Genomic DNA, 24,414 nt, shown 5'->3' with positions numbered 1-24,414 from the left:
ATGGCAAGTCCCGGCTCAGAACAGGGTTTTGGTAACACTGGTTGCCAAAGGGTTAACGCACACAGGCGCTGCACGCCGCAGGCGCAGCCCGGAGCAGCTCAGCGGCCCGCAGGCCCGTAAAGCTCCGCCGCGCGGCGCTCGAAGGCGCGCACGATCCGCTGCATCGCCTCGTTGAAGACCACGCCGATGATCCCCTGCAGCACCGCGTTCTTGAACTCGAAGTCGACAAAGAATGTGACATCGCAGCTGCCATCCCCGCGCGGGGCAAAGGCCCAGTTCGACTTCATGTGGCGGAAAGGCCCGTCCACATACTCGGTGTCGATCTTGTACTCATCGGGGTACAGCGTCACCCGGCTGCCGAAGCGCTCGCGGAAAACCTTGAAGGAGATTACCAGATCCGCCTCCATGATCTCTGCCGTGCCAAAGGGCGTGCGGCTGCGGATGCGCGCGGCGGCGCACCAAGGCAGGAACTCGGGGTAGCGCGCGACATCCGCAACCAAGTCGTACATCTGCTGGGCGCTGTAGGGCAGCTGGCGGGTTTCCGAATGGGTGGGCATCGCGTTTATGATTTTCCTGCTACTATTGTGGCGCGTGATGTCATATGAACGCGCGGAAATTTCAAGAGGGCACCCATGTCACAGCGTCCATATGTCATTGATGTGATGATCTCGGCCAAGACCATTGCCGCGCGGATCGAAGAGCTTTGCGGCGAGATCCAGCGCGAGTTTGAAGGCACCGACAAGCTGGTGGTGGTCGGGCTTCTGCGCGGCAGCTTCGTCTTCATCGCCGATCTGGTGCGCGAGCTGGATCTGCCGATCGAGGTCGACTTCCTGGAGGCATCTTCTTATGGAGATTCCATGGAGAGCAGCCGGGAAGTGCGCATTCTCAAGGACTTGCGCGGCGCAATTGAAGGGCGTGATGTGCTGGTGGTGGAAGATATCGTCGACACCGGCCACACGCTGAACCACGTGGTCCACCTGCTCAACAGCCGCCAGCCCGCGCGGCTGAAGTCGATTGCGCTCTTGGACAAGCCGTCCCGGCGCGAGGTGGATTTCCGGGCCGACTGGATCGGCTTCGAGATCCCGGACGAGTTTGTTGTCGGCTATGGAATCGACTACGCCCAGCGCAACCGCAACCTGCCGCATATCGGCAAGGTGCGCTTCACCGACGAGGGCTGAGGGGCGAGAAATACAGGGGCGGCCTGCGTACACTTCCTGTGCACCCCCCGTACACCGGCAGAGACACATGCGGGCGGCAAACTAGCGGTTGCCGCCCGTTTCGCTGTTCAGCAGCGCGTCGGTGACAGCGGAGAAAACCCCGGCGCCCACCGGGATCAGGGCATCGGGGAAATCGTAGTCGGGATTGTGCAGCTGCGGCTGGTTCTCCCCTGCGCCCAGCCAGAACATCGCGCATTTTGCAACGCGGGCGAACTGGCCGAAATCCTCCGACCAGCGCTGCGGCATGTCCCAGACCTCCGCCGGGCGGCCCGCAGCAGCCGCTGCTCCGCTCAGGATCGCGGTGGCCTCGGGGTGGTTGGTGCAGGCGTCAAAAATGTCATCATAGGTGACGGTGCAGCTGAGCCCTTCCTCCGCCGCGGTCTGCCGGGCCAGCGCCTCTGCCGCGGCCACCAGCTCCGCCATGCGGCTGTCCTGCACCGTGCGCAGGGTGACCCAGATCTCCGCTTCACCCGGGGCAATGCCGAATGCCGCCTCTCCGAGCCGCGCGTGGGTCAGCGTGGTCAGCGCAAAATCCGCGCCCAGCGCACCGCCCTGGCCGAGCGCCGCAAGCTCCGGCATCAGCCGGGTCATCGCGGCAGCGGGAGAGACGCCATCCTGCGGCGCGGCGGCGTGGGAGGTCTTGCCGGTCAGCCGGATCCGCATGCCGCGCGAGGCACAGTTCGACGGCCCGGCACAGAGCGCGACGCGCCCCGCAGCAAGCCCCGGATAGTTGTGCAATGCAAAGGCAAAGTCCGGTTTGATCCGCTCGAATTGCGGATCTGCAATGACCGCCGCGGCGCCCTTGCCGGTCTCCTCGGCCGGCTGGAACAAGAGCACCACCCGCCCGCGCTTTGGCCGCTGTGCTGACAATTCGGCCGCAAGCGCCGCCACCATCGCCATATGACCATCATGGCCGCACAAATGGCCGCGTCCGGCATGGGTAGACCGGTAAGGTTGACTGGACAGCTCCTCGATCGGCAGCCCATCCAACTCACAGCGGAACAGAACCGTGGGGCCGTCACCGGCGCCGTCGAAGACTGCCGCAACGCCATGCCCGCCCAGCGCGGTCAGCAACTCGTCAGGAGCAAAGCCGCGCAGGTAGCCGGCGATCAGCGCCGCGGTCCTCGCTTCCGCGCCAGAGACTTCCGGGATCTTGTGCAAGCTGTGGCGCAGCGTGGTGAGCTGCGCCAGCCGCTCGGGCGTCATGCCAGGCCGAGCTTCTTGTTGCGGGCCTCGCGCAGGCGGGCAAAATCGTCACCCGCGTGATAGGACGACCGCGTCAGCGGCGTGGCAGAGACCATCAGGAAGCCCTTGCCGTAGGCCGCCTTCTCGTAGGACTTGAACTCCTCCGGCGTCACAAAGCGGTCTACCGCGTGGTGTTTCGGCGTCGGCTGCAGGTACTGGCCGATGGTGAGGAAGTCGACATCCGCCGCGCGCATGTCATCCATCACCTGGCGCACCGCCTGGCCGTCTTCGCCAAGACCGACCATGATGCCGGACTTGGTGAAGATCGACGGATCCAGCTCTTTCACCCGCTGCAACAGCCGCAGCGAATGGAAGTAGCGCGCGCCGGGGCGCACTTCCGGATAAAGGCCGGGCACGGTCTCCAAGTTGTGGTTGAACACATCCGGCTTGGCTTCGGCCACCATCTCAAGCGCCGCATCGTCACATTTGATAAAATCCGGGGTCAGGATCTCGATCGTGGTCTTGGGGCTGCGGTGGCGCACGGCGCGGATGGTCTGGGCGAAGTGATCGGCGCCGCCGTCTTCCAGGTCATCGCGGTCAACGCTGGTGATCACCACATGATTCAGCCCCAGCTTCTGCACCGCATGGGCGACGCGCCCCGGCTCGAAGGCATCAAGCGTGTCGGGCTTGCCGGTGGCGATGTTGCAGAAGGTGCAGCCGCGGGTGCAGATCTCGCCCATGATCATCATGGTGGCGTGGCCCTGGCTCCAGCATTCGCCGACGTTGGGGCAGCCCGCTTCCTCGCAGACCGTGACCAGATTGTTGTCGCGCATGATCTTGTGCGTCTCGGCATAGCCCTTGCCGCCCGGAGCCTTCACCCGGATCCAGGCCGGCTTCTTGGGCTGAGCATTATCCGGGCGGTGCGCCTTCTCGGGGTGGCGCTGCTCGGGGATTTTCAGGTCTCGCACTTGGATCGTCCCTTCCGGCAACTGAGTTTTTCCGCCTTGTAACATAGCGGGCCGCGGTTGGCACGGCCAGATCGGCAAGGCGGCTCTGTGTGCCGCACATGGCTCCCGCACCGGTCCGGCCGGTTGCGATGGCCGCGCTGCATGGCGCAATTCCTTGTGATTGCGGCGTATTGCTGCAGCGCCGCGGCAAAGCTTCGCGGCGGGCGCGGAAGCAGCGTGCAGGCCGGTTGAAGCAGGATTAGAATCGTTATAACCGTTCGCGCCGAAAGAATACCGAATTCAGGAGCATGTTGAGATGAAAGCAGGCGTAAAACTGCCCGACGTGACCTTCAAGACCCGTGTCCGCGACGACGCGATCGAAGGCCCGAACCCCTTCCGCTGGGAAGACAAGACCACCGCAGACTATTTCGCAGGCAAGCGCGTCGTGCTGTTCTCGCTGCCCGGCGCCTTCACCCCCACCTGCTCGACCTACCAGCTGCCGGGTTTCGAGAAGGGCTTTGCCGACTTTGAGGCCGAGGGCATCGACGCGATCTACTGCATGTCGGTGAACGACAGCTTCGTGATGAACAAATGGGCCGAGGCGCAGGGCCTGAAGAACGTCGGCGTGATCCCCGATGGCTCCGGCGAGTTCACCCGCAAGATGGGCATGCTGGTCGACAAAGCGAACCTGGGCTTCGGTGCGCGCTCCTGGCGTTACGCGGCGATCATCAACGATGGTGTTGTCGAAGCCTGGTTTGAAGAGCCCGGCCTGTCCGACAACCACCCCGAAGACCCCTATGGCGTCTCCTCGCCCGAGACCGTGCTGAAGCACCTGAAGGAAGCCAAGGCCGAAGTCGCCGCCTGAGCGGGCTTCACTTGAGGATACTGTGCGGGTCCGCCGGTGGCGGGCCCGTTTTCTTTTGCCGGACGAGTTGGCCCGAAACCGATTGCTCCCCGGCGCGGGCCACGGCCGAAGGCCGCCTCGCATCGCCGCCTTGCGCCGTCGGCGCGCGGCTTACTGCTTGGCGCTCGGGGTCGAGGCAGCCTTTTCCAGGCGGAGCCAATACGGTTCGCGGACACCTCCTTTCCCATTGGAGCGGCCGCGGAGCTCAGCCGATCATCGCCGCCTCGCGCTCCGGCAGCCCGTCATAGTGGCTGGCGAGCTGCTGCAAGGCAATGCGCAGCACGATCTTGCCTGAGCGCGCCGACCAGCCAAGCTGGCGCTCCGCCGTTTCCAGCCCCTCCAGGTAGCAGCAGCAGCGCAGCGCAATGTCGCTCAGCCCCGGCCCCAGCAAGCTCAGCGCCTCTCTCATCCGCAGCCGCGCCGCCTCGGCGGTTTTGCAGAGCGGCTGGCCGGGGCTGCGCAGGGCACAGCTGCCGGGGGCGAAATGCTGTTCGCCCCGGGCCAGGTGGCTGCCGATCTGCGCCAGCTCGTAATCCTCCCGCAGGCGCTTGCCCGCGGCGGTCATTGCAGGCGTCAGGAACGGGTCGCCTTCGCGGTCCGTAAGCCGCGCCAGCATGTCCAGCGGCGTCTCGCCCAGCCCGTAACGCGACTTGCGCAGCCGTCCGGGCAGCGCCGATTGGCCCATGAAGGGCACCTGCCCCTCGGCAAAACCGTTTTCCAGCGCCGCGCGGGCGCGGTTTTCGCGGCTCGCCACGATACGGTTCAAAGCGCTGCGGCCCGCGGGCGTGATCTGGTAGCGGCTGATCCGTCCGGGCCGCGAACAGGCAATCCAGTCCAGCAGCGCCAGCGCCCCGGCCAGGGCCTTGCCGACCGCGGCTTTCTGCTCCGCGCCTGCGCCCGCGCCGTCGCGCACCACAACCGCCTTCTCCATTTCGCCGGCAACCGCCAGCACCGCACCGCTGCGGCAGAGCAGGGCGAGCACTTCCCCGGCCTGCTTTTCGAACCCGTCGCCGGACCACTCCCCGGCGCCGCCATGCGCTTCGGCCAGCGCCGGAAGCGCGCCCGAGCGGGCAAAGCAGCGCGCCGCCAGCTGGGCCAGCGCGCCGTCGATCAGCGGGTCGTCCCGGCGCGCCTCCACCCGGCGCACCTGGCGCAGCACGGTAGAGGCATGGCACCCCGCCTTGCGCGCCAGCTGCCGTATCGACCGGCCGCCTTCGGTGTGTTCCAGGTAGCGGCCCACTTCATCGGGCACCCAGGTAGGCAAGGGTGCATGTGGCAATATCTGCATGTTTCAGGTTCCCCGGCAGTCTCCCAGGCGGCTACCCACCACTTGCCCACAGGGTTCCCCACAACAAGTGTAGCGTATAGCCGTCTGATTTTGAACAAAACTTCAGATTATCCACCATTGTTTCCCAAAAAAAACCAATCATCAAACAAGGCACCGTTCGCCGGTAGCGGCGCCGCCGCAACACCCCTAAAAGTTGTGTTAAACGGGATCCGTCTTGAGCAAGGAAAGGAAAAGCCGATGCAGGATCTCTACAGCCGCCTGACCGCCCTGCGGCGCCCCCGGCTGCTGGCGCGCAGCGCCCGGCTCGGCGCGCGCTCCTATTGCCGCAAGCGCGATCTGCCGCGCGTCCTGGGCTATGGCACGCTGCCGCGCCCGGCGGTGGCGGCGCTGCAGCTGATGGAGCTGGAACAGGGGATGGAGGACAGCCGCAAGCGCGGCGAGGCCGGTTATTCGCTGATTCGCCATGTCGAGCTGCTGATCGCGCTGGCGGGAGAAGCCGAGTTTCTGGAGCGCCTGGGCAGCCCGTCCGATACGCAGACGGCGGCCGCAGCGGGCCGCCGTGTGGAGCAGGCAACAGGGATCACCCCCTGCCCGCCTGTGTCAGCGCCCCCGGCCGCGTGACAAAAGTCACGGGACCGGGCGGCGCAGGCCGGATCACATGCCCGGTTTACATGAACGCATCCGGCATCGAGGCCTTCTTGTTGACCACATATTCCTCCAGCGCCTGCTTGAGGCCAAGATCCAGCTCCGGCTGCTGATAGGTCGCCAGCAGGTGATCGACCCGGTTGGTGGCCAGCGCATAGGTGTCGCGCGCGCCCTCCTCTTCCCAGGTCTCAAACGGCTTGTAGTCGAACAGGTTGGATTTCCAGAAGGCGGATTTGAAGTTGGCCTGGGTATGGGCGCAGCCGAGGTAGTGCCCGCCGGGGCCGACCTCGCGGATGGCATCCATCGCCTGGGCGTCCTCATCTACCGAAATGCCGCGGGCCAGCCCGTGCAGCGCGCCCAGCTGGTCGGCGTCCATCACGAACTTCTCGAAGTCGGCAACCAGCCCGCCTTCCAGCCAGCCGCAGGAGTGCAGCATGAAGTTCACGCCCGACAAAAGCCCCATGTTGAGCGAATTGGCGGTCTCGTAGGCGGCCTGCGCATCCGGCAGTTTGGAGCCGCAGAAAGAGCCGGCCGAGCGGAACGGCAGCTTCAGGCGCCGCGCCAGCTGGCCTGCGCCATAGGTCACCAGCGAGGCTTCGGGCGTTCCGAAGGTGGGCGCGCCGGAGTTCATGTCGATCGAGGAGACGAAGGCGCCAAAGATCGCGGGCGCGCCCGGACGCACCAGCTGGCTGTAGGCGACACCGGTCATCACCTCGGCCAGCACCTGCGTCAGCGTGCCTGCCACCGACACCGGCGCCATCGCGCCGCCGACGATGAAGGGGGAGATGATGCAGGCCTGGTTGTTCTTCGCGTAGACTTCCAGCGCGCCCATCATCACGTCGTCGAAGGTCATCGGCGAGTTGATATTGGTGAGCGAGGTCATCACGGTGTTGTTCTGCACGAACTCCTCGCCAAAGAGGATACCGCACATGTCGACCGAATCCTGCGCCCGCACCGGTTCGGTGACCGAGCCCATGAAGGGTTTGTCGCTCAGCGTCATATGCGCCATCAGCATGTCGAGGTGGCGCTTGTTGACGGGAATGTCGGTGGGCTCGCAGACGGTGCCGCCGGAGTGGTGCAGCCACTTGGACATATAGGCGAGCTTCACGAACTTGTTGAAGTCCTCCATCGTCGCATAGCGGCGGCCGCCCTTGGCGTCGCGCACGAAGGGCGGGCCATAGACCGGTGCCAGCACCAGGTTCCTGCCGCCGATCACCACCGATTTTTCAGGGTTGCGGGCGTGCTGGGTGAATTCAGCCGGCGCGGTCTCGCACAGCTTGCGGGCCAGGCCGCGCGGGATGCGCACGCGCTCGCCCGATACATCGGCCCCCGCGTCCTTCCACAGCTTCAGCGCTCCGGGGTTGTTCACGAAGTTGACGCCAACCTCCTCGAGGATGGTCTCGGCGTTGTGCTCGATGATCTCCAGCGCCTCGTCGTTCAGCACTTCGAAGTTGGGGATGTTGCGCTCGATGTACTTCGCGGTTTCGATCTTGACGCTGGTACGTTCGGCCCGGCGGGCGGCGCCGCCGCCACCCCGTGCGCGACGGCGCGGTGCTGCTTCTGTCATGGTTTGTCCTCAACAAGGGCATTCATTGCGGCTGTTTCTACCTCCGTCCCGCCCCCTCGCGCCGAAAGATAGCGGCCATTCAAGTTGAAAAGCGACATTGCCGCGGCATTTTCCCGCGCTGCCCCGGCAGTTGGGCTGTCCGGAACCGGAAATTCCGCACTGGCCGGCTTGCGTTTGCCGGCCGGAAGCTGGCACAGGATGTTGGCGCTAACAAATACCACCCCTGGCGGAAAAGGATTGCTTCATGGACCGGATTTCACTGACAGCCGACCTGTCGTTCAGCCGCATTGCCTATGGCTTGTGGCGGATTGCCGATGCCGAAGACGCAACGGCCGCGCATATCTGCGGCAAGATCAGCGCCTGCCTTGACCAGGGCATCACCACGCTGGATCAGGCAGATATCTACGGCGGCTACCTCGCGGAAGCCATCATGGGCGAAGCTCTGAAGTCTGCGCCCGGCTTGCGCCAGAAGGTGGAGATCGTCAGCAAATGCGGCATCGTCATGCCGTCCGAAAGATACAGCACCGCGCCAGTCAAGCACTACAACACCAGCCGCGCCCATATTTTCGCAGCCGTCGAGCAGAGCTTGCGCGACTTTGGCACCGATTACCTCGACCTGCTTCTGATCCACCGCCCCGACCCGCTCATGGACCCCGAGGACACCGGCCGCGCCCTGGACGATTTGGTGGCAGAAGGCAAAATCCGCGCCGCGGGCGTGTCGAATTTCCGGCCCTGGGATATGGATCTGCTGCAATCGGCGATGTCGCAGCCTCTGGTGACCAACCAGATTGAACTGAGCCTGGCGGAGCTTTCGCCATTCACCGACGGCACCTTGGCCGCACTGCAGCGGCGCAAGCTGCCCGCAATGGCGTGGTCGCCGCTCGGCGGCGGCGCGTTGATGCGCGGCAGCACCCCACTGACCGCCCGGATGGAGGAACTCGCTGCCGCCAATGGCGTGGACCGCGCCTCCATCGCGGTTGCCTTCCTGCTGGCGCACCCGGCGCGCATCCTGCCGGTCATGGGCACCAACAGCCTGGACCGCATTCAGAGGCTTGGCGATGCGCTCTCCGTCAAGCTGAGCCGCGAGGAATGGTTCGAGCTCTACACGCTGGCCAGCGGCAAGCCCGTGCCGTGATGCCCTGTCCGGCCGGGCGGGCGCAATTTTGCGGCCCGCCCGGCCATAGGCACTTGTCACAGCAACGGCTTCGACGTATTGGCGGCGCATGACAGAGACATCCCATGACCGCCTCCTCATCATCGACTTTGGCAGCCAGGTCACGCAGCTGATTGCGCGCCGCCTGCGCGAGCTGAACGTCTATTGCGAAATCCACCCCTACCAGAATGTCACCATGGACTTCGTGCGCGAGCTGGCGCCGAAGGCGGTGATCTTCTCGGGCGGGCCCGACAGTGTGACCCGCGAGGGCTCCCCAAGGGTGCCGCAGGAGATCTTCGATTACGGCGTCCCGATCCTTGGCATCTGCTATGGCCAGCAGGTGATGATGCACCAGCTGGGCGGCCGGGTGGTCAGTGGCCACGGCACCGCCGAATTCGGCCGCGCCTATGTCACTCCCACCGAGGAGCGCATCCCGCTGCTGACCGGCTGGTTCCTGGAGGAACGCGAGCAGGTCTGGATGAGCCACGGCGACCATGTCTCGGAAATTGCACCGGGTTTCAAGGTTTACGGCACCTCCCCCAACGCGCCCTTTGCGATCACCGCCGACCTGGAACGCAACTTCTTTGCGGTGCAGTTCCACCCCGAGGTGCACCACACCCCGAACGGCAAGACGCTCTATGAGAACTTCGTGAAGCTTGCAGGCTTCACCGGCGACTGGACCATGGGCGCCTACAAGGAAGAGGCGATCCGCCTGATCCGCGAACAGGTCGGCGGCAAACAGGTGATCTGCGGCCTTTCGGGCGGTGTCGATTCCTCGGTTGCGGCGGTGCTGATCCACGAGGCGATCGGCGATCAGCTCACCTGCGTCTTTGTCGATCACGGCCTTCTGCGCAAGAACGAGGCGGAAGAAGTCGTCAAGATGTTCCGCGACAACTACAACATCCAGCTGATCCACGCGGATGAGAGCGACCTGTTCCTGGGCGAGCTGGACGGCGTCTCCGACCCCGAGACCAAGCGCAAGATCATCGGCAAGCTGTTCATCGACGTGTTCCAGAAACACGCCGACACCATCGACGGCGCCGAGTTCCTGGCCCAGGGCACGCTCTACCCCGACGTGATTGAATCGGTCAGCTTCTCGGGCGGCCCCTCGGTCACTATCAAGTCGCACCACAACGTGGGCGGCCTGCCGGAGAAGATGGGCCTGAAGCTTGTGGAGCCGCTGCGCGAGCTGTTCAAGGACGAGGTGCGCGCGCTGGGCCACGAACTGGGCCTGCCCGCAAGCTTCATCGGCCGCCACCCCTTCCCGGGGCCGGGCCTGGCGATCCGCTGCCCGGGCGAGATCACCCGCGACAAGCTCGACATCCTGCGCGAGGCGGATGCCATTTACATCGACCAGATCCGCAAGCACGGTCTTTATGACGAGATCTGGCAGGCCTTCGTCGCGATCCTGCCGGTCCGCACCGTTGGGGTGATGGGCGACGGGCGCACCTATGATTATGCCTGCGCCCTGCGTGCGGTGACCTCGGTGGATGGCATGACCGCGGATTACTACCCGTTCAGCCACGAATTCCTCGGCGAAACCGCCACCCGCATCATCAACGAGGTGAAGGGCATCAACCGGTGCACTTACGACATCACCTCCAAGCCTCCCGGCACGATCGAGTGGGAATGACCCAGCATTTGCTGAACCCCGGCCCCCGCGGCCGGGGTTTTTCTTTGCCCGCGCGCGGCGGCACGAGACGCGGGAATTCCGGTCAGGGTTAACCAATCCCTCAGAGGTTTGCGGGATAGTCGCCGCAGACACTTTGCGCTTTGGAGAATCCAAATGATCATCTGCCACCCGCTGAAGCTCATTTTCATCAAGACCAAGAAAGTGGGCGGCACCTCGTTCGAAATGGCCTTGTCCAGCTTCTGCGACGCGGAGAGCGTGATCACCCCGATCACCCCCAACGACGAAGCCAAGCGGGTGGAGTTGGGCTATCGCGGCGCACAGAACTACAAGGCCCAGACCTGGCCGGACGGCAGCCGGAGCAAGGCGGAGTTCTACAATCACATGCCCGCCGCCCTGATCCGCGCGCAGGTGCCGAAAGGCATCTGGGACAGCTACCGCAAGGTGACGATCTGGCGCGACCCCTATGATGCCGCGATCTCGCGCTATTATTGGGAAGAGCTGGAGCGCGCGGGCATCAGCTTTGGCGATTTCACCAATGTCTACCGCCACATGCTGCAGGAAAACCGGCGCATCGCGCCACTGGAGGGCGCCAACGCCCCCGACGTCTTCCTGCGCTACGAGCACCTGGAAGAAGACATCGCAGCCCTCGGGATCGCGGGTCTGTGGGAACGATTCTCCGCGCTCAGCGCCAAGGGCGGCCTGCGCCCCAAGGCTGGCGCCGAGCCGCAGGCGGTCTATCAGGCCTTCCCTCAGGCCGCCGACATCATCGAGGAGCAGTGCCAGGGGGAGATCGCCCGTTTCGGCTACCCCCGCCCGGTCGCCAAAGCGGCGTCCGCGCCGGTTCAGGACAGCGGCGCCAGTCAGTTCATCTTCACCCTTTCAGCCGGGCGCACCGGCACGGCCTGGCTGGCCGAGCTGATCAAGGTGAACCTGCAGATGCCTTCGGTGCATGAACCGCTCGGCATCGGCGACTTCGGCAAGACCATGCCTGAAATCCGCCACATGCGCACCTTCAACACCGTCGGCATGGACGGGCTGCTCTGCGATTTCTGGGAGCGCAAGCTTGCGGGCCTGCAGGCGCCTTATGCCGAAAGCAACCACACGCTCGGCAAATGCGGCCTGATCGAGGCGCTGGCCGAAAGCAGCCTCTGCGCCGCCAGCACCGTGGTCATCCTGCGCCGCGACCTGGCCAAGCAATCCGCCAGCTACGTGGTGCGCGGCGATTTCAAGAACATCACCATCCCCTGGCAATGGTATCTGGACCGGAACTACCCCAATGTGATCGTCAGCCCCGATCAGATGAAGCCGCTGGGCGAAGTGGGTTATGCGCTCTGGTACGCAATGGAAATGGCAGCGCGGCAGGCCTACTACCAGCTGCTATACGGCAACCGGGTGCATTTCGTCGAGGCCCAGCTCGAGGACGCCACCAAGCCCGAGGGCGCCGCCCGGCTGCTGGCGGCACTTGGCTATGACGGCCCCGTTACCCTGCCGCCGAAAAAGAACGCGATGACCGCCGATGCCGAGATGATGGCGGCCCTCACGGCGGAATACCGCACCCTGCTGGCGCGGCTCAACTTCGACCCGCTGGCGCTGGCCGCCCGCTACATCGAAGCAGGCCGCCGCCTGGATACGCCGCCAGTGCCGCGCCTGCCGGCCGCCCCTGCGCCGGCCCCGGCACAGGCAGTTCCGGCTTGACGCGCGGCCGCTAATCGCGCCTGTCTTGCGGGAACGCAGACAGGAGACAGACATGACGGCGCCGCTTTCCGCCACCGCCCGGGCCGCACTCTGGATGACGGGTGCGGTCTGCTCCTTTTCGGCGATGGCGATAGCCGGGCGGGAGGCCGGGCTCAGCCTCGACACCTTCGAGATCATGACCTACCGCAGCCTGGTGGGGCTGATCGTGGTCTGCGCGGTGCTCAGCCTCACCGGTGGCTGGCCCCAGGTCAGCCGCGCGCGGCTTGGCGCGCATCTGCTGCGCAACATCTGCCATTTCACCGGCCAGAACCTGTGGTTCTTCGCCGTGACGCTGATCCCGCTGGCGCAGGTCTTTGCGCTCGAGTTCACCGCGCCGCTCTGGGTGATCCTGCTGTCGCCGCTCCTCCTGGGCGAAGCGCTGACCCGGCGCCGGATGGCCGCGGTTGCCCTGGGCTTTGCGGGCATCCTGCTGGCAGCCCGGCCGAGCCCCGAAACCCTCGACCCCGGGCTGGCAGCAGCCGCGGCCTGCGCGATCTTCTTTGCCCTCACCGCGATCCTCACCAAGCGGCTCACCCGGCTGGAGGCCACCGGCTCGATCCTGTTCTGGCTGACTTTTATGCAGCTGGGGATGGGGCTGCTGGCGGCCGGCTGGGACGGCGACATGACGCTGCCCGCCGCCGCCACCCTGCCCTGGCTGATCGTGATCGGGCTGGCGGGCTTGTCCGCGCATTTCTGCCTCACCACCGCGCTGTCGCTGGCGCCCGCCAGCGCGGTCGCCCCGATCGACTTTGCCCGTCTGCCGCTGATCGCGGTTTTGGGAATGCTTATCTATGGCGAGGCGCTGGAGATCTGGGTGCTCACCGGGGCGGCCCTGATTTTCCTCGGCAACTACCTCAATCTGTCTGCCAGAACCGTTGCGAAAACGCCTGCATGACGCGGCGGCGCCGGGCGTATCCGGCAAGTTGCCGTTCGGTAAATATTGATCTGCGGAAATCTGCCCGACTACGTTCGCCCAAAGCGGCCCGCCCAGGCCGCAACTGAGGGAGGAACAATGAAACGCTATCTTGCAACATCGGCGGCCTTGGCGCTGGCATCGGGTTCGGCCATGGCAAGCGGCCTCGACCGCACCGGCCAGCCGATCGGCATTATTTTTGAGGAAGGCAACTACGTCGAATTCTCGGCTGCGACCACCTCGGTGGACCTGTCGGGGACCGACCGCAATCTCTTGCCGCCGCTGTCACCGGCTGCCACCGGCGATGTCGGCGAGCGCTTCAGCATGTTCGGCGCAGGATACAAGCGGGACCTCAACGAACAGCTGTCCTTCGCCCTGATCTTCGATCAGCCTTGGGGTGTGGACGTGAACTACCCGGTAGGCGGCTCCAGACTGCTTGGGGGCACGACTGCGGTGGCAGATTCCAACGCCCTGACTGCTCTGCTGCGCTACAAGTTCAACGACCGCTTCAGCGTGCACGGCGGTCTGCGCTACCAGGAGATCGACGGCGAGATCAATCTGAACGGGCTCGCTTACACTTCCATCGGCGGCACTTTCAACGTGATGGTGAACAAGGATGGCGCCTTCGGCTGGGTGGCCGGTGCGGCCTATGAGATCCCCGAGATCGCCCTGCGCGCGGCGCTCACCTACAGCTCCGAAATCGAGCATGACTTCGACCTGAACGAGACCTTTGCCAGTGGGGCCACCGCCAGCACCTCGACTAAGACCAAGACTCCGCAGTCGGTCAACCTCGACTTCCAGACCGGCATCGCGGCCGACACGCTTGCCTTTGCCAACATCCGCTGGGCCGAGCACAGCGTGACCGATCTGGTTGTGCCGGGCCTGAGCACCCTTGCCCGCCGCTCCGTCGACCTGATCGACCTGGACGATTCCTTCACCTACACGGTAGGCATCGGCCGCGCCTTCAACGACAACTGGTCCGGCTCGGTGGCGCTGATCTATGCCGATGTGGACGGGGACGACCTGGTGTCGCCGCTGGCGCCGACCCACGGCTACGAGGCGATCCGCCTGGGCGTGCAGTACAAGCAGGACAAGATGACAGTGTCCGCCGGCGTGCGCTACACCGACCTGGGCGATGCGGTTGCCTCGCCAGGCGGCACCCCGGTTGCCAACTTCCAGGACAATGATGCGGTCAGCTTTGGCCTGAAGGTCGGCTTCCACTTCTGAGCCTTCCGCTGACCGGAAATTTCAATCCCCGCCCCTTTCCGGGCGGGGTTTTTCGTTTGCCGCAGGAAACGGGTCGCCTGTGTGCGCCTCTCACGCTAGCCCTGATGCATGACACAGATGACCCTCTCCCCCCGCGCCTGGGCCGAACTGATGCTGCTCGGGCTCATCTGGGGCGGCTCCTTCCTCGCGATCCGGCTGGGGCTGGACGAGATCCCCGTGGTGACGCTGGTGCTGCACCGCTGCGGCTGGGCGGCGCTGCTGCTCTGGATAGTGGTGCTGATGATGCGCCTGCCGTTGCCGCGCGAGCCGCGGGTCTGGGTGGCCTTTCTGGTGATGGGGCTTCTGAACAACGTTATCCCCTTCGCGCTGATGGCCTGGGGGCAGCTTCATATCGAAACCGGGCTGACTTCGATCCTCAACGCCGCCACCGCGATCTTCGGCGTGATCGTCGCGGCCATGGTCTTTGCCGACGAACGGCTGAGCTTGCGCCGCGCGGCCGGCGCGGTTCTGGGCTTTCTTGGCGTCGCCACCGCCATCGGGCTGGAGCAATTTGCCCAATTCAACCTGCGCAGCACAGCGCAGTTCGCGGTGCTGGGCGGCGCGCTGTCTTATGCCTTTGCCAGCGCCTGGGCCCGGGCGCGCTTGCGCGGGCTGGCGCCGCAGGTGGCGGCGGCGGGGATGCTCACCGGCTCCACCCTGATACTCTTGCCGGCGGCCCTGTTCCTCGACGGGGTGCCGCAGCTGCCGCTGGCACCCGCCACCTGGGGCTCGATTGCCTATTTCTCGCTTGCGGCCACGGCGGGCGCCTATCTGCTTTATTACCGGGTGCTGGCGATGGCAGGCAGCGGCAACCTGATGCTGGTCACGCTGGTAATCCCGCCGGTGGCGATCCTCCTCGGCGCGCTGGTCCTGGGCGAGGCGCTGCGGCCGCAGGCCTTTGCCGGCTTTGCGCTGCTGGCAGCGGGGCTTCTGGTCCTGAACGGCGCCCCCCGGCTGCGGCGCAAGCGCGCGCGGAATTGAGCGGAATTGACCGCTGCGGCGGCGGAAGTTAGCAAGGCGGAGCACCTCAAAGGACCAGAATACGCCCATGCTTTACTCTTCCGCACAGGACTGGCGCGATGCGCCCGCCAAACGCGTGCTCTTCTTCGGCATGTCGGGCCTCGGCAAGACCCATGTCAGCAATCTGCTGCGCGGCGCCGGGCAATGGTTCCACTACTCCGTCGACTACCGCATCGGCACCCGCTACATGGGCGAATACATTGCCGACAACGCCAAGGCGGAGGCGATGAAGGTGCCCTTCCTGCGCGGGCTTCTGCTTTCGGATTCGATCCACATCGGCTCCAACATCACGTTTGAGAATCTCACCGCCGTCGCCGCCTACCTGGGCAAGCCGGGCGATGTGGCCAAAGGCGGCCTGCCGATAGCCGAATACAAGCGCCGCCAGGAACAGTTCCGCGTCGCCGAGATCCGCGCCCTGATGGACACCGAGTATTTCATCAGCCGCGCGCAGCAGCTTTATGGCTACCCGCATTTCATCTGCGATACCGGCGGCTCGATCTGCGAATGGGCCAACCCCGAAGACCCCGCCGACCCGATCCTGACGGAGCTGTCGAAACACACGCTGATGGTCTGGATCAAGGGCGATGCCGCCCACACGGCGGAGCTGATCCGCCGCTTCGACCGCGCCCCCAAGCCGATGTCCTACCAGCCCGAGTTCCTCGACCGGGTCTGGCAGGAGTATCTTGCACAGAACCGGCTGGACGAGGGTGAGGTCGACCCCGATGCCTTCATCCGCTGGACCTACGCCCAGGCGCTGGCGCACCGCCAGCCGCGCTATCAGGCGATGGCCGGCAAGTGGGGCATCACCGTCACCGCCGACCAGATCGCCGAGGTGCGCGACGAGGCCGCTTTCGATCAGTTGATCGCCTCCGCTCTTGAGGCCCGGAGCTAAGCCGCCTATTTCTGCACTTCCGCTATACCGCACACACGTCCGCAAATCAGGATACCGCCATGCCCATCAAGATCCCCGCTGACCTGCCCGCCTATAACGTTCTGACGAACGAAGGCGTGATGGTCATGTCGCCGGATCAGGCGGCACGGCAGGACATCCGGCCGCTGCGTATCGGGCTGCTCAATCTGATGCCCAAGAAGATCCAGACCGAGAACCAGTTTGCCCGGCTGATCGGCGCAACGCCCCTGCAGATCGAGCTCAGCCTCATTCGCATGACCGAGCATCAGACCCGCAACACCGCCGCCGAGCATATGGAGGAGTTCTACCGCCCCTTCCAGGAAGTGAAGCACGAGAAGTACGACGGGCTCCTGATCACCGGCGCCCCGATCGAGCATCTGGAGTTCGATGAGGTCACTTATTGGGACGAGATGCGTGAAGTCTTCGAGTGGACCCAGACCAACGTGCATTCCACCTTCGGCGTCTGCTGGGGCGGGATGGCGATGATCAACCATTTCCACGGCGTGAGGAAACACATCCTCGGCCACAAGGCCTTTGGCTGTTTCCGGCACCAGAACCTGGTGCCCGCTTCGCCGTACTTGCGCGGGTTTTCGGATGATTTTGTGGTCCCCGTCAGCCGCTGGACCGAGATGAAGCAGGCCGAGATCGACGCCCGGCCAGCCCTGCGCACCCTGCTCGGCAGCCCCGAGGTCGGTCCCTGCCTGATCGAAGACCCGCAGCACCGCGCGCTCTACATCTTCAACCACTTCGAGTATGACAGCGACACGCTGAAGCAGGAGTATGACCGCGACATCGAAAGCGGCACCGCGATCAACGTGCCGCTGAACTACTACCCCGATGACGACCCGTCGCAAAAACCCCTGAACCGCTGGCGCAGCCACGCGCATCTGCTTTACGGCAATTGGATCAACGAGATCTACCAGACCACGCCGTACGCGCTGGACCGGATCGGTGCGTAAGGCAATGCTGCTTGGCGCCGTGGCGCTGTCGGCAGCGGTTGCCTTCACCGCGTTCCGGGTGCAGCAGCGCGAACGCCGCGCCGAGGCCAGCCACCCGCCCCGCGGCCAGCTGGTGGAGGTCGGCGGCCACCAGGTGCATGTACTGGAAACCGGCCAGCCGCGCGGCAGTGCTCCGGATCTCGTGCTGATCCACGGCGCCAGCGGCAACACCCGCGACATGACCTTCCGCCTGGCCCCGGCGCTGGCCGCAGACTACCGCATCCTGGTGGTGGACCGGCCCGGGCTTGGCTACAGCGACCGCATCAACCGCTCGGGCGCCAGCATCCGCCAGCAGGCGGCGCTGATCCGCGAGGCGGCCGCCCGCTTCGGCGCCGAGCGGCCGGTGGTTCTGGGCCACAGCTACGGCGGCGCGGTGGCGCTGGCCTGGGCAGTGGATCAGCCCGGCAGCCTCTCGGCACTGGTCAATGTCGCGGGCCCCTCGCACCCCTGGGACACGCCGCTCGATGCCTTCTACCGCATCACCTCCTCCGCCCTCGGGCGCGCGCTGGTGGTGCCCGCGCTCACCGCCTTTGTGCCCGAGGCCAAGGTCCGCGAGACGCTGACCTATGTGTTCGCCCCGCAAGCCGTGCCGGAGGGCTACGCCGAGCATTTCGGCCCCGGCCTCACCCTGCGGCGCAAGACGCTGCGCGCCAATGCCTTGCAGCGCGCCAACCTTCTGTCAGAGATCGAGGCGCTGGCGCCGCACTACCGCAAACTCACCCTGCCGGTGGAGATTGTGCACGGCAGCGCCGACACCACGGTGGCCGTATCGCTGCACGCCGAGAAACTGGTGCGCGACGTGCCCTCCGCCCGGCTCACCCTGCTCGACGGCATCGGCCACATGCCGCATCAGGCCGCCACCGGCGAAGTTGTCGCCGCGGTCCACCGCGCCGCCGCCCGCGCGGGCCTGCGCCAAGCCAGCCTGGATTGAGACCGCCTGCCCGGGCCGGTTTGCGTTAAAAGGATTCACATTCCATACTGCGCTTCCGCACAAGCGCCCGTATAAGGAATTGAGCCAAGGGGAGTTTTACATGCAGCTGCCATTTGACGGAGCGATCAGCGCCTTTGCCGCCAGCGGCGCCCCCGAGGACGTGCGCACCGCTCTGCGCGATAAGGAAAAGGGCGAGATTCCCAGCCCCGGCTACCCCTATTCGGAGCGGATGGACCGCAAGGGCTACGAGCGCTCGATGGAGGCGCTGCAGATCGAATTGGTCAAGATGCAGGCGGGCGTCAAGGCCAGCGGCCAGCGCATCGCCATCGTCTTCGAGGGCCGCGACGCGGCCGGCAAGGGCGGCACCATCAAGCGCTTCCGCGAAAACCTGAACCCGCGCGGCGCCCGCACCGTGGCGCTGGGAAAACCCAGCGAAGAAGAGCGCACGCAATGGTATTTCCAACGATATATCAAGCACCTTCCCTCGGCCGGGGAGATCGTGTTCTTTGACCGCAGCTGGTACAACCGCGCGGTGGTGGAGAAGGTGTTCGGATTCTGCACCGAGGCCGAGCGCGAGCGTTTCTTTCACCAGGTCACCGGTTTCGAGCAGGCGCTGGCCGAGGACGGCATCCAGCTGTTCAAGCTCTGGCTCAACGTCGGACGCGCCGAGCAGCTGCGCCGCTTCCTGTCGCGGGAGCGCGACCCGCTGAAACACTGGAAGCTCAGCACCATCGACGTGCAGGGCCTGGAGAAATGGGACGCCTATACCGACGCCATCGCCGAAACTTTCGTGCGCAGCCACTCGGGCGAGGCGCCCTGGACTGTGATCCGCTCCGACGACAAGCGCCGCGCCCGCCTTGCAGCCATCCGGCGGGTGCTGCACGCGGTGGGCTACGCAGGCAAGGACGCGCAGGCCATCGGGCCGCTTGACGGAAGTATCTGCGGCGGGCCGGACATCTGGGATGCCTAAGCGCGGCTATCACCACGGCAACCTGCGCCAGGCGCTGGTGGAGGCAGCACTGCAACTGATCGAAGCCAAGGGCCCGGCCGGCTTCACCCTGTCGCAGGCAGCCAAGCAGGCGGGCGTCACGCCGGCCGCGGTCTACCGCCATTTCGAGGGCCGCGAGGACCTGATCGCCGAGGCCGCGCGCCAGGGCTATCTGATGTTTGCCGACCTGATGCAGCACGCCTACGACAAGTACCAGCCCGCAGCGCTCGCGGCGTTCGAGGCGACGGGCCGGGCCTATCTCGCCTTTGCCCGCAAGCACCCGGGCCATTACATCGCGATGTTCGAAAGCGGCATCTCGGTCAACCGCACGCCCGAACTGGCCGAAGCCGCGGCCCGCGCCCGCCGCATCCTGGAACGCGCCGCCGCCGATCTCAGCCGCCATATTCCGGAAGAAAAACGCCCGCCCGCCTCGATGTTCTCGGCCCATATCCTGGCGATGAGCCACGGCGTGGTGGAGCTTTATGCCCGCAACACCCCCGGCGCCACCTCGCCCTTCCCGCCCGAGGATCTCTTGGAAAGCGGCATCGGCATCTACCTGCGCGGGCTGGGGCTGATCGCGCCCGACAGCTGAGGCAAGCGCCACGGCGTTTGCAAACGCCGTGGGCCGGCGCGTGCGGCCGGGCCGGCGCTCAGAACCGGGCCGTGTGCTGCGGGGTGCCCAGCTCGGCCTCCACGCTCACCAGCCGGACCTCGCCAATACCCTTGATCTCCTCGGGGCCGAGGTCGGCGACATGGAACTCCTCCGACAGCGCCGCTTTCATTGCCTCGGGTGCCACGATCTTCATCGGCCGGGCAAAGACCTGCAGCCGCGACGCCAGGTTCACCGCCGGGCCGAAGACGTCATAGACATACTTCTGGATACCCACCACCGAACCCACCGCCGTTCCGCTGCCCAGCCCGATCCGCGCCTGCCACTTGTGCTGATGGCTCTCGTTGCGCCGCTCCAGGTAGCGCAGGAAGCGGATCGCGCAATGGGCCACCGCGGTGGCGTGTTCGGGTACTGGCTCCGGCATGCCCGCCACCGCCAGATAGGCGTCGCCAATGGTCTTGATCCGCTCGCAGCCGTATTGCTCGACAATGCGGTCGAAGGCGGTGAAGATGTCGTTGAGCTCGCCCAGCGTCACCGTCGGATCGGTGCGGGAAGCGAAATCGGTGAAATCGACGAAGTCCAGCATCACCACCGAGACATTGGGGTAGAGCTGCGGAGTGACCACGCCGAAGGTCTTGAACTCCTCGTAGACCTGCCGCGGCATCAGGTTGAGCAGCAGCCGTTCCACCCGCTCCTTCTCGCGCTCCAGCTCGCGGGTGTTGCGTTCCACCATCGCTGAATAGCTGTCGATCATGCTTTCCAGCTCGCGGATGCGGGTGATGTTCTGGCATTCCACCACCAGGAGCGGCTCCTCCAGCTGGCGCGCCAGCGAGATGTTCACCGCAAACACCAGCGTGCGCCGCTTGCGTTTGATCTTCAGCTCCGCCGAGTAGCGCAGCCCGTCGCTGCACAAGGGGCCAAGCTGTGCCGGGTCCAGCCCCTCGATCACCCCGGTCAGCACCGCGTCCGGGGCGGGTGTGCCGAACCACTCGGCAAAGGGCTGGTTATGAAAGACAAAGCCGAGGTCGGAGGCGCGCACCACCGCCACCCCCACTCCGATCGCCCGCAAGAGCTGTTCGTTGATCGCAGCAAGGCTCATGCCGCGGACCGGGCGACGATGAGGCCGCGCTTGGATTCGATCGCGGCCAGCGTCTGGCGGATGTCCGGCTCGGACACGCCATGCTGCGCCAGCGCCTCGCGCAGGAGCGCCGCCATCTCGTCGAAATCGGCATGGCTGATCCCCAGCGCCCGGTGCACCGTCTCCAGCCGGGCATCGCTGAAGGACGCGGGCCCGCCCAATAGCGAGGAGATGAACTTGGTCTGATGGTCGATCAGCCGCGGCATGTCGACGTCTTCGAAGTAGCCGCCGATCTGATCCGACTCGAGCGCCAGCTCGTAGAAGGTCATCACCACGCGGCTGATGGCGCTGAAGCCGCCGTATTTTTCATAGATGGTCTGGGGCATGGCGGCCGTCCTGTTGAAAGGAAACGGTGTGTGCCATGCTACGCCAATTCGGCGCAAAAGTTAACGCCGGCGCCGGCCTTGGCGCTGCGGGCAAAGAAAAAGGCCGCCAAAGCGGCGGCCTTTTCCCAAAATACGTGTCCTGAAGCTTAACGCTTGGAGAACTGGAAGGAGCGGCGGGCTTTGGCCTTGCCGTATTTCTTCCGTTCCACCACGCGGCTGTCGCGGGTCAGGAAGCCTGCCGCTTTCAGCGCGCCGCGCAGGGCGGGATCATAGAGCTGCAGAGCCTTGGAGATGCCGTGCTTGACCGCGCCGGCCTGACCGGACAGGCCGCCGCCCTTGACGGTGGCGTAGACGTCGAACTGGTCTTCGACACCGGCTACCTGGAACGGCTGGCGCAGGATCATCTGCAGCACCGGACGGGCGAAGTACTTGTTGATTTCCTTGCCGTTCACCTCGACCTTGCCGGAGCCCGGCTTGATCCAGACACGGGCAACGGCGTCTTTACGCTTGCCGGTGGCATAGGCACGGCCAAGTTCGTCACGAACCGGCTCACGTGCGATGGTTTCTTCCGCGACAGCTTCCACGCCTGCAACTGCGCCCAGCTCTTCGAGAGTGTTGATCTGATCAGCCATCGATATCAGCTCCGGGTGTTTTTCTTGTTCATGGATTTCACATCCAGAACTTCGGGGCTCTGGGCTTCATGCGGGTGCTCGGCACCTGCATAGACACGCAGATTGGTCATCACCTGACGGCTCAGGCGGTTGCCCGGCAGCATGCGCTTGACGGCCTGGATGACAACGCGCTCGGGGTGCGCGCCTTCCAGGATCTGCTGCTTGGTGCGGGACTTGATGCCGCCCGGGTGGCCGGTGTGCCAGTAGAAGTGCTCGTCGCGCTTCTTGCCGGTCATCTGCACCTTGTCGGCGTTGATGATGATGACGTTATCGCCCATGTCCATATGCGGAGTGAAGGACGCTTTGTGCTTGCCACGCAGACGCATGGCGACGATCGAGGCAAGGCGGCCCAGAACAACGCCCTCGGCGTCGATCAGGATCCACTTCTTCTCGATGTCTGCCGGAGTAGCAGAGAAGGTTTTCATGGCAGGTCAATCCTGTTTGTCGTGAAGGCAGAATCCGCTGCGGACCTGCCTGAATGCGATGGAGGGGGTTTACGGGCATCGCAGGGCCGCGTCAACAGGTCCAAACGGGATTAAATCAAGCTATTTCATACACTTACAATTTAGGTATAATAATACCCCACAAAATCACACGCTGATCTGCTCGGGCGGGTTGTCCAACAGCGCGCGCAGCCGCAGCATCGCCTCCTCGAAGCGTTTGAGCGGCACATGGCCGTTGACCGCGATGCGCACCGCGTTGGGGGCGCGGCCGTCGCGCAGGGCGAACTCATCGGCCGAACGGATCTGCACTCCCTGCGCTTCCGCCGCGCGGGTGAAGGCGGCGGCGCGCCAGCCATGCGGCAGCTTCAGCCAGACAAAGGGCACCTCCGGGTTCCAGGTCAGGTCAAAGGCGCCAAGCACATTGACCGCCACCCGCACATAACGTGCCATTTCCTCGCGCACCGCGGCGATCAGCCCCGGCAGGCGCGGATCGCTGAGCAGGATGCGGGCGAGCTCGGCCAGCGGAAAGGCAAGCCCGAAATAGCCATGTTCCGCCGCCCGCCGCAGATCCGCGCCGCGCCCCTCCGGAGCCAGGGCAAACCCGATGCGCAGCGCGGGCGTCAGGATCTTCGACAGCGAGGAAATATGCCACGACAGCTCCGGCGCCAGCGCCCGGTAACCGGGCGCCCGCGCCTCGCCCAGCCGGTAGCAATCGTCCTCGATGATCTGCACCCCGTGGCGGCGCGCCACCGCAACGAGCTCCTTGCGCCGCTCCAGCGGCGTGAACAGCCCGGTGGGATTGTGCACCTCGGCGCTGGTGCACAGCACCGAGGCCCCGGTCTTGCGGATCGCCAGCTCCATCGAATCCGGCCGCACGCCGTGCTGGTCCATCGCCACCTCCGCCACCTGCGCCCGCACCAGGTCGGCGGCGCGGCGGAAGCCGGCATAGGAGAGGTCCTCCACCATCACCACAGGCTGCTGCTCCTTGAGGATGGTCTGCAGCACCACGATCAGCCCGTTCTGGCCGCCATGGGTCAGCACCACGTCGCTTTCCCCGACCGGCCCCACGGCCGAGTTCATCAGCCAGTCCGCTGCCGCCTGGCGCACCGGGCGGTAGGCGTCCCGGGTCGGGTAGTTCAGAAACCCCGGGGCCTCCCCTTCCGCCACCCTGTGCAGCGCCTCGCGCACCGCCGCCACCTGCCCCATGTCGGCAATGCGCGGACTGAACAGGCTCACCGAGTTGGGATCCTTCGCCTCCAGCAAATGCAGCTGCCGCGACCAAACGTCATCGGGCACCGGTGTCTTCTTCTCTGCTACGAAGGTCCCGCGCCCGACCTCGGCTTCCAGCACGCCTTCGTCGGTGAGGATGGAATAGGCCCGCGCCACAGTTCCGGGAGTGATGTTCAGTTGATAGGCCAAGTCCCGCACAGGCGGCAGTTTCACACCGGCGCTGAGGCTGCCCGCCTCGACCGCGCTGCGGATGGTGTCGGCCACCTTTTTGTACTTGGGGCCTTTGGCCCCGCTGAGGCTCTGCGGCCAAATTGTACCCATTACAATCCACCCTTGGACAAAGTGTTCCACTTTTTGTATCAAAAAATGGCAGCAACGCAATAGGATTGTATTGATACAATAACAGGATATCTCCCATGGCACAGATGACGCAGACGGCAAATCCCCATATGATCTACCTCAGCAGCCGCCCGGCCCTGCCGGCGCTGGCGCGATGGGCCATCGTTTTTGCGGCTTCAGTAACCAAGTGGAGCCTGCGCCACCGCACCCGCAAACATCTGCACCGGCTGACGGACGCGCAACTGAAGGACATCGGGCTGAGCCGCATGGACGCCCGTTATGAAGCCACTCTTCCGTTCTGGCGCCCTTGATCCCCGGGCAAAGGAACCACTTCACGGCCGGGGCTTGTCCCCGGTCT

25 protein-coding genes are annotated in these 24,414 nt (G+C 65.2%); 15 read left to right on the top strand and 10 right to left on the bottom strand.

The features are described 5' to 3' along the window. Positions 1-98: 98 nt before the first annotated feature. The gene (locus tag ACOHX0_RS06115; RefSeq protein WP_420675802.1) at positions 99-557 is read right to left on the bottom strand and encodes a type II toxin-antitoxin system RatA family toxin; all 459 of its coding nucleotides are present in this window, start codon (positions 555-557) and stop codon (positions 99-101) included. A 75-nt stretch (positions 558-632) separates the two neighbouring features. Here ACOHX0_RS06115 and hpt point away from each other — a divergent pair, with 75 nt between their 5' ends. Further along, a complete protein-coding gene (hpt, locus tag ACOHX0_RS06110; RefSeq protein WP_420675801.1) occupies positions 633-1,178 on the top strand; it encodes a hypoxanthine phosphoribosyltransferase in 546 nt (181 codons plus the stop codon). An 81-nt stretch (positions 1,179-1,259) separates the two neighbouring features. Here the strand turns inward: hpt and ACOHX0_RS06105 are convergent, their stop codons facing one another. Both ACOHX0_RS06105 and lipA read right to left on the bottom strand, forming a co-directional pair. Continuing rightward, positions 1,260-2,423 carry an amidohydrolase gene (locus ACOHX0_RS06105; RefSeq protein WP_420675800.1) on the bottom strand — a complete coding sequence of 388 codons (1,164 nt, stop codon included), beginning with the start codon at positions 2,421-2,423 and terminating at the stop codon, positions 1,260-1,262. Then, positions 2,420-3,370 (bottom strand): lipoyl synthase, encoded by a 951-nt coding sequence (gene lipA / locus ACOHX0_RS06100; RefSeq protein WP_420675799.1) that lies wholly within the window; start codon positions 3,368-3,370, stop codon positions 2,420-2,422. Before lipA ends, ACOHX0_RS06105 begins: the two co-directional genes overlap by 4 nt. Positions 3,371-3,665: 295 nt before the next feature. Between lipA and ACOHX0_RS06095 the strand changes: the two genes are divergently transcribed. After that, positions 3,666-4,214 (top strand): peroxiredoxin, encoded by a 549-nt coding sequence (locus tag ACOHX0_RS06095; protein ID WP_420675798.1) that lies wholly within the window; start codon positions 3,666-3,668, stop codon positions 4,212-4,214. Positions 4,215-4,458: 244 nt separating this feature from the next. On the opposite strand, the gene ACOHX0_RS06090 is transcribed toward ACOHX0_RS06095, so the two are convergent. Further along, positions 4,459-5,541: a DUF6456 domain-containing protein gene (locus tag ACOHX0_RS06090; protein ID WP_420675797.1), complete on the bottom strand. Its 1,083-nt coding sequence runs from the start codon at positions 5,539-5,541 to the stop codon at positions 4,459-4,461. Positions 5,542-5,778: 237 nt separating this feature from the next. Between ACOHX0_RS06090 and ACOHX0_RS06085 the strand changes: the two genes are divergently transcribed. Further along, positions 5,779-6,162, top strand: coding sequence for a DUF6477 family protein (locus ACOHX0_RS06085; RefSeq protein WP_420675796.1), 384 nt, complete (start codon positions 5,779-5,781; stop codon positions 6,160-6,162). 46 nt (positions 6,163-6,208) lie between these two features. Here ACOHX0_RS06085 and ACOHX0_RS06080 read toward each other — a convergent pair whose 3' ends face one another. Beyond that, positions 6,209-7,753: a trimethylamine methyltransferase family protein gene (locus ACOHX0_RS06080; protein ID WP_420675795.1), complete on the bottom strand. Its 1,545-nt coding sequence runs from the start codon at positions 7,751-7,753 to the stop codon at positions 6,209-6,211. Positions 7,754-7,997: 244 nt separating this feature from the next. Between ACOHX0_RS06080 and ACOHX0_RS06075 the strand changes: the two genes are divergently transcribed. From ACOHX0_RS06075 to ACOHX0_RS06025, 11 genes are all read left to right on the top strand, one after another. Continuing rightward, positions 7,998-8,888: an aldo/keto reductase gene (locus ACOHX0_RS06075; RefSeq protein WP_420675794.1), complete on the top strand. Its 891-nt coding sequence runs from the start codon at positions 7,998-8,000 to the stop codon at positions 8,886-8,888. An 88-nt stretch (positions 8,889-8,976) separates the two neighbouring features. After that, positions 8,977-10,539, top strand: a complete 1,563-nt coding sequence (guaA, locus tag ACOHX0_RS06070; protein ID WP_420675793.1) for a glutamine-hydrolyzing GMP synthase — start codon at positions 8,977-8,979, stop codon at positions 10,537-10,539. A 153-nt stretch (positions 10,540-10,692) separates the two neighbouring features. After that, the gene (locus ACOHX0_RS06065) at positions 10,693-12,234 is read left to right on the top strand and encodes a hypothetical protein (RefSeq protein WP_420675792.1); all 1,542 of its coding nucleotides are present in this window, start codon (positions 10,693-10,695) and stop codon (positions 12,232-12,234) included. Between the two features lie 52 nt (positions 12,235-12,286). Then, positions 12,287-13,168 (top strand): DMT family transporter, encoded by an 882-nt coding sequence (locus ACOHX0_RS06060; protein ID WP_420675791.1) that lies wholly within the window; start codon positions 12,287-12,289, stop codon positions 13,166-13,168. A gap of 117 nt (positions 13,169-13,285) precedes the next feature. Next, positions 13,286-14,413 carry an outer membrane protein transport protein gene (locus ACOHX0_RS06055; protein WP_420675790.1) on the top strand — a complete coding sequence of 376 codons (1,128 nt, stop codon included), beginning with the start codon at positions 13,286-13,288 and terminating at the stop codon, positions 14,411-14,413. Between the two features lie 108 nt (positions 14,414-14,521). After that, entirely contained in the window at positions 14,522-15,433 is a 912-nt protein-coding gene (locus tag ACOHX0_RS06050; RefSeq protein ID WP_420675789.1) for a DMT family transporter, read from the top strand. Between the two features lie 67 nt (positions 15,434-15,500). Next, positions 15,501-16,364 carry an ATPase gene (locus ACOHX0_RS06045; protein WP_420675788.1) on the top strand — a complete coding sequence of 288 codons (864 nt, stop codon included), beginning with the start codon at positions 15,501-15,503 and terminating at the stop codon, positions 16,362-16,364. A 59-nt stretch (positions 16,365-16,423) separates the two neighbouring features. Further along, entirely contained in the window at positions 16,424-17,341 is a 918-nt protein-coding gene (gene metA, locus ACOHX0_RS06040) for a homoserine O-acetyltransferase MetA (protein WP_420675787.1), read from the top strand. A gap of 4 nt (positions 17,342-17,345) precedes the next feature. Next, positions 17,346-18,311: an alpha/beta fold hydrolase gene (locus ACOHX0_RS06035; protein WP_420675911.1), complete on the top strand. Its 966-nt coding sequence runs from the start codon at positions 17,346-17,348 to the stop codon at positions 18,309-18,311. A gap of 100 nt (positions 18,312-18,411) precedes the next feature. After that, positions 18,412-19,281: a polyphosphate kinase 2 gene (gene ppk2 / locus ACOHX0_RS06030; RefSeq protein ID WP_420675786.1), complete on the top strand. Its 870-nt coding sequence runs from the start codon at positions 18,412-18,414 to the stop codon at positions 19,279-19,281. Continuing rightward, positions 19,274-19,891 (top strand): TetR/AcrR family transcriptional regulator, encoded by a 618-nt coding sequence (locus tag ACOHX0_RS06025; RefSeq protein WP_420675785.1) that lies wholly within the window; start codon positions 19,274-19,276, stop codon positions 19,889-19,891. Before ppk2 ends, ACOHX0_RS06025 begins: the two co-directional genes overlap by 8 nt. A 58-nt stretch (positions 19,892-19,949) precedes the next feature. Here the strand turns inward: ACOHX0_RS06025 and ACOHX0_RS06020 are convergent, their stop codons facing one another. From ACOHX0_RS06020 to ACOHX0_RS06000, 5 genes are all read right to left on the bottom strand, one after another. Then, on the bottom strand, positions 19,950-21,008 hold the full coding sequence (locus ACOHX0_RS06020; protein ID WP_420675784.1) for an adenylate/guanylate cyclase domain-containing protein: 1,059 nt from the start codon (positions 21,006-21,008) through the stop codon (positions 19,950-19,952). After that, positions 21,005-21,373, bottom strand: coding sequence for a group I truncated hemoglobin (locus ACOHX0_RS06015; RefSeq protein ID WP_420675783.1), 369 nt, complete (start codon positions 21,371-21,373; stop codon positions 21,005-21,007). The genes ACOHX0_RS06020 and ACOHX0_RS06015 overlap by 4 nt, the downstream gene beginning before the upstream one ends. A 146-nt stretch (positions 21,374-21,519) precedes the next feature. After that, a complete protein-coding gene (rpsI, locus tag ACOHX0_RS06010; protein ID WP_420675782.1) occupies positions 21,520-22,005 on the bottom strand; it encodes a 30S ribosomal protein S9 in 486 nt (161 codons plus the stop codon). Between the two features lie 5 nt (positions 22,006-22,010). Further along, positions 22,011-22,469 (bottom strand): 50S ribosomal protein L13, encoded by a 459-nt coding sequence (gene rplM, locus ACOHX0_RS06005; protein WP_420675781.1) that lies wholly within the window; start codon positions 22,467-22,469, stop codon positions 22,011-22,013. A gap of 165 nt (positions 22,470-22,634) precedes the next feature. Further along, positions 22,635-24,038 (bottom strand): aminotransferase-like domain-containing protein, encoded by a 1,404-nt coding sequence (locus ACOHX0_RS06000; RefSeq protein ID WP_420675780.1) that lies wholly within the window; start codon positions 24,036-24,038, stop codon positions 22,635-22,637. A gap of 95 nt (positions 24,039-24,133) precedes the next feature. Between ACOHX0_RS06000 and ACOHX0_RS05995 the strand changes: the two genes are divergently transcribed. Continuing rightward, complete coding sequence (locus ACOHX0_RS05995) at positions 24,134-24,367, top strand: DUF1127 domain-containing protein (protein WP_420675779.1); 234 nt, start codon at positions 24,134-24,136, stop codon at positions 24,365-24,367. The last annotated feature ends 47 nt before the right edge of the window (positions 24,368-24,414 follow it).

The sequence above is a fragment of the Cribrihabitans pelagius genome (genome assembly GCF_048820915.1).
Lineage (GTDB): Bacteria > Pseudomonadota > Alphaproteobacteria > Rhodobacterales > Rhodobacteraceae > Cribrihabitans_A > Cribrihabitans_A pelagius.
This window is presented reverse-complemented; position numbering and strand designations above follow the sequence as displayed.

Excerpts from the sequence above, each read along its gene's own strand:
- ACOHX0_RS06090 (WP_420675797.1), bottom strand. The coding sequence starts at position 5,541 with ATGCAGATATTGCCACATGCACCCTTGCCTACCTGGGTGCCCGATGAA.
- ACOHX0_RS06025 (WP_420675785.1), top strand. The coding sequence starts at position 19,274 with ATGCCTAAGCGCGGCTATCACCACGGCAACCTGCGCCAGGCGCTGGTG.
- rplM (WP_420675781.1), bottom strand. The coding sequence starts at position 22,469 with ATGAAAACCTTCTCTGCTACTCCGGCAGACATCGAGAAGAAGTGGATC.
- ACOHX0_RS06000 (WP_420675780.1), bottom strand. The coding sequence starts at position 24,038 with ATGGGTACAATTTGGCCGCAGAGCCTCAGCGGGGCCAAAGGCCCCAAG.
- ACOHX0_RS06045 (WP_420675788.1), top strand. The coding sequence starts at position 15,501 with ATGCTTTACTCTTCCGCACAGGACTGGCGCGATGCGCCCGCCAAACGC.
- ppk2 (WP_420675786.1), top strand. The coding sequence starts at position 18,412 with ATGCAGCTGCCATTTGACGGAGCGATCAGCGCCTTTGCCGCCAGCGGC.
- ACOHX0_RS06115 (WP_420675802.1), bottom strand. The coding sequence starts at position 557 with ATGCCCACCCATTCGGAAACCCGCCAGCTGCCCTACAGCGCCCAGCAG.
- ACOHX0_RS06015 (WP_420675783.1), bottom strand. The coding sequence starts at position 21,373 with ATGCCCCAGACCATCTATGAAAAATACGGCGGCTTCAGCGCCATCAGC.
- ACOHX0_RS06085 (WP_420675796.1), top strand. The coding sequence starts at position 5,779 with ATGCAGGATCTCTACAGCCGCCTGACCGCCCTGCGGCGCCCCCGGCTG.
- hpt (WP_420675801.1), top strand. The coding sequence starts at position 633 with ATGTCACAGCGTCCATATGTCATTGATGTGATGATCTCGGCCAAGACC.
- ACOHX0_RS06065 (WP_420675792.1), top strand. The coding sequence starts at position 10,693 with ATGATCATCTGCCACCCGCTGAAGCTCATTTTCATCAAGACCAAGAAA.
- ACOHX0_RS06105 (WP_420675800.1), bottom strand. The coding sequence starts at position 2,423 with ATGACGCCCGAGCGGCTGGCGCAGCTCACCACGCTGCGCCACAGCTTG.
- ACOHX0_RS06035 (WP_420675911.1), top strand. The coding sequence starts at position 17,346 with ATGCTGCTTGGCGCCGTGGCGCTGTCGGCAGCGGTTGCCTTCACCGCG.
- ACOHX0_RS06050 (WP_420675789.1), top strand. The coding sequence starts at position 14,522 with ATGACACAGATGACCCTCTCCCCCCGCGCCTGGGCCGAACTGATGCTG.
- ACOHX0_RS06080 (WP_420675795.1), bottom strand. The coding sequence starts at position 7,753 with ATGACAGAAGCAGCACCGCGCCGTCGCGCACGGGGTGGCGGCGGCGCC.
- ACOHX0_RS05995 (WP_420675779.1), top strand. The coding sequence starts at position 24,134 with ATGGCACAGATGACGCAGACGGCAAATCCCCATATGATCTACCTCAGC.
- ACOHX0_RS06020 (WP_420675784.1), bottom strand. The coding sequence starts at position 21,008 with ATGAGCCTTGCTGCGATCAACGAACAGCTCTTGCGGGCGATCGGAGTG.
- ACOHX0_RS06095 (WP_420675798.1), top strand. The coding sequence starts at position 3,666 with ATGAAAGCAGGCGTAAAACTGCCCGACGTGACCTTCAAGACCCGTGTC.
- ACOHX0_RS06075 (WP_420675794.1), top strand. The coding sequence starts at position 7,998 with ATGGACCGGATTTCACTGACAGCCGACCTGTCGTTCAGCCGCATTGCC.
- metA (WP_420675787.1), top strand. The coding sequence starts at position 16,424 with ATGCCCATCAAGATCCCCGCTGACCTGCCCGCCTATAACGTTCTGACG.
- ACOHX0_RS06055 (WP_420675790.1), top strand. The coding sequence starts at position 13,286 with ATGAAACGCTATCTTGCAACATCGGCGGCCTTGGCGCTGGCATCGGGT.
- ACOHX0_RS06060 (WP_420675791.1), top strand. The coding sequence starts at position 12,287 with ATGACGGCGCCGCTTTCCGCCACCGCCCGGGCCGCACTCTGGATGACG.
- rpsI (WP_420675782.1), bottom strand. The coding sequence starts at position 22,005 with ATGGCTGATCAGATCAACACTCTCGAAGAGCTGGGCGCAGTTGCAGGC.
- guaA (WP_420675793.1), top strand. The coding sequence starts at position 8,977 with ATGACAGAGACATCCCATGACCGCCTCCTCATCATCGACTTTGGCAGC.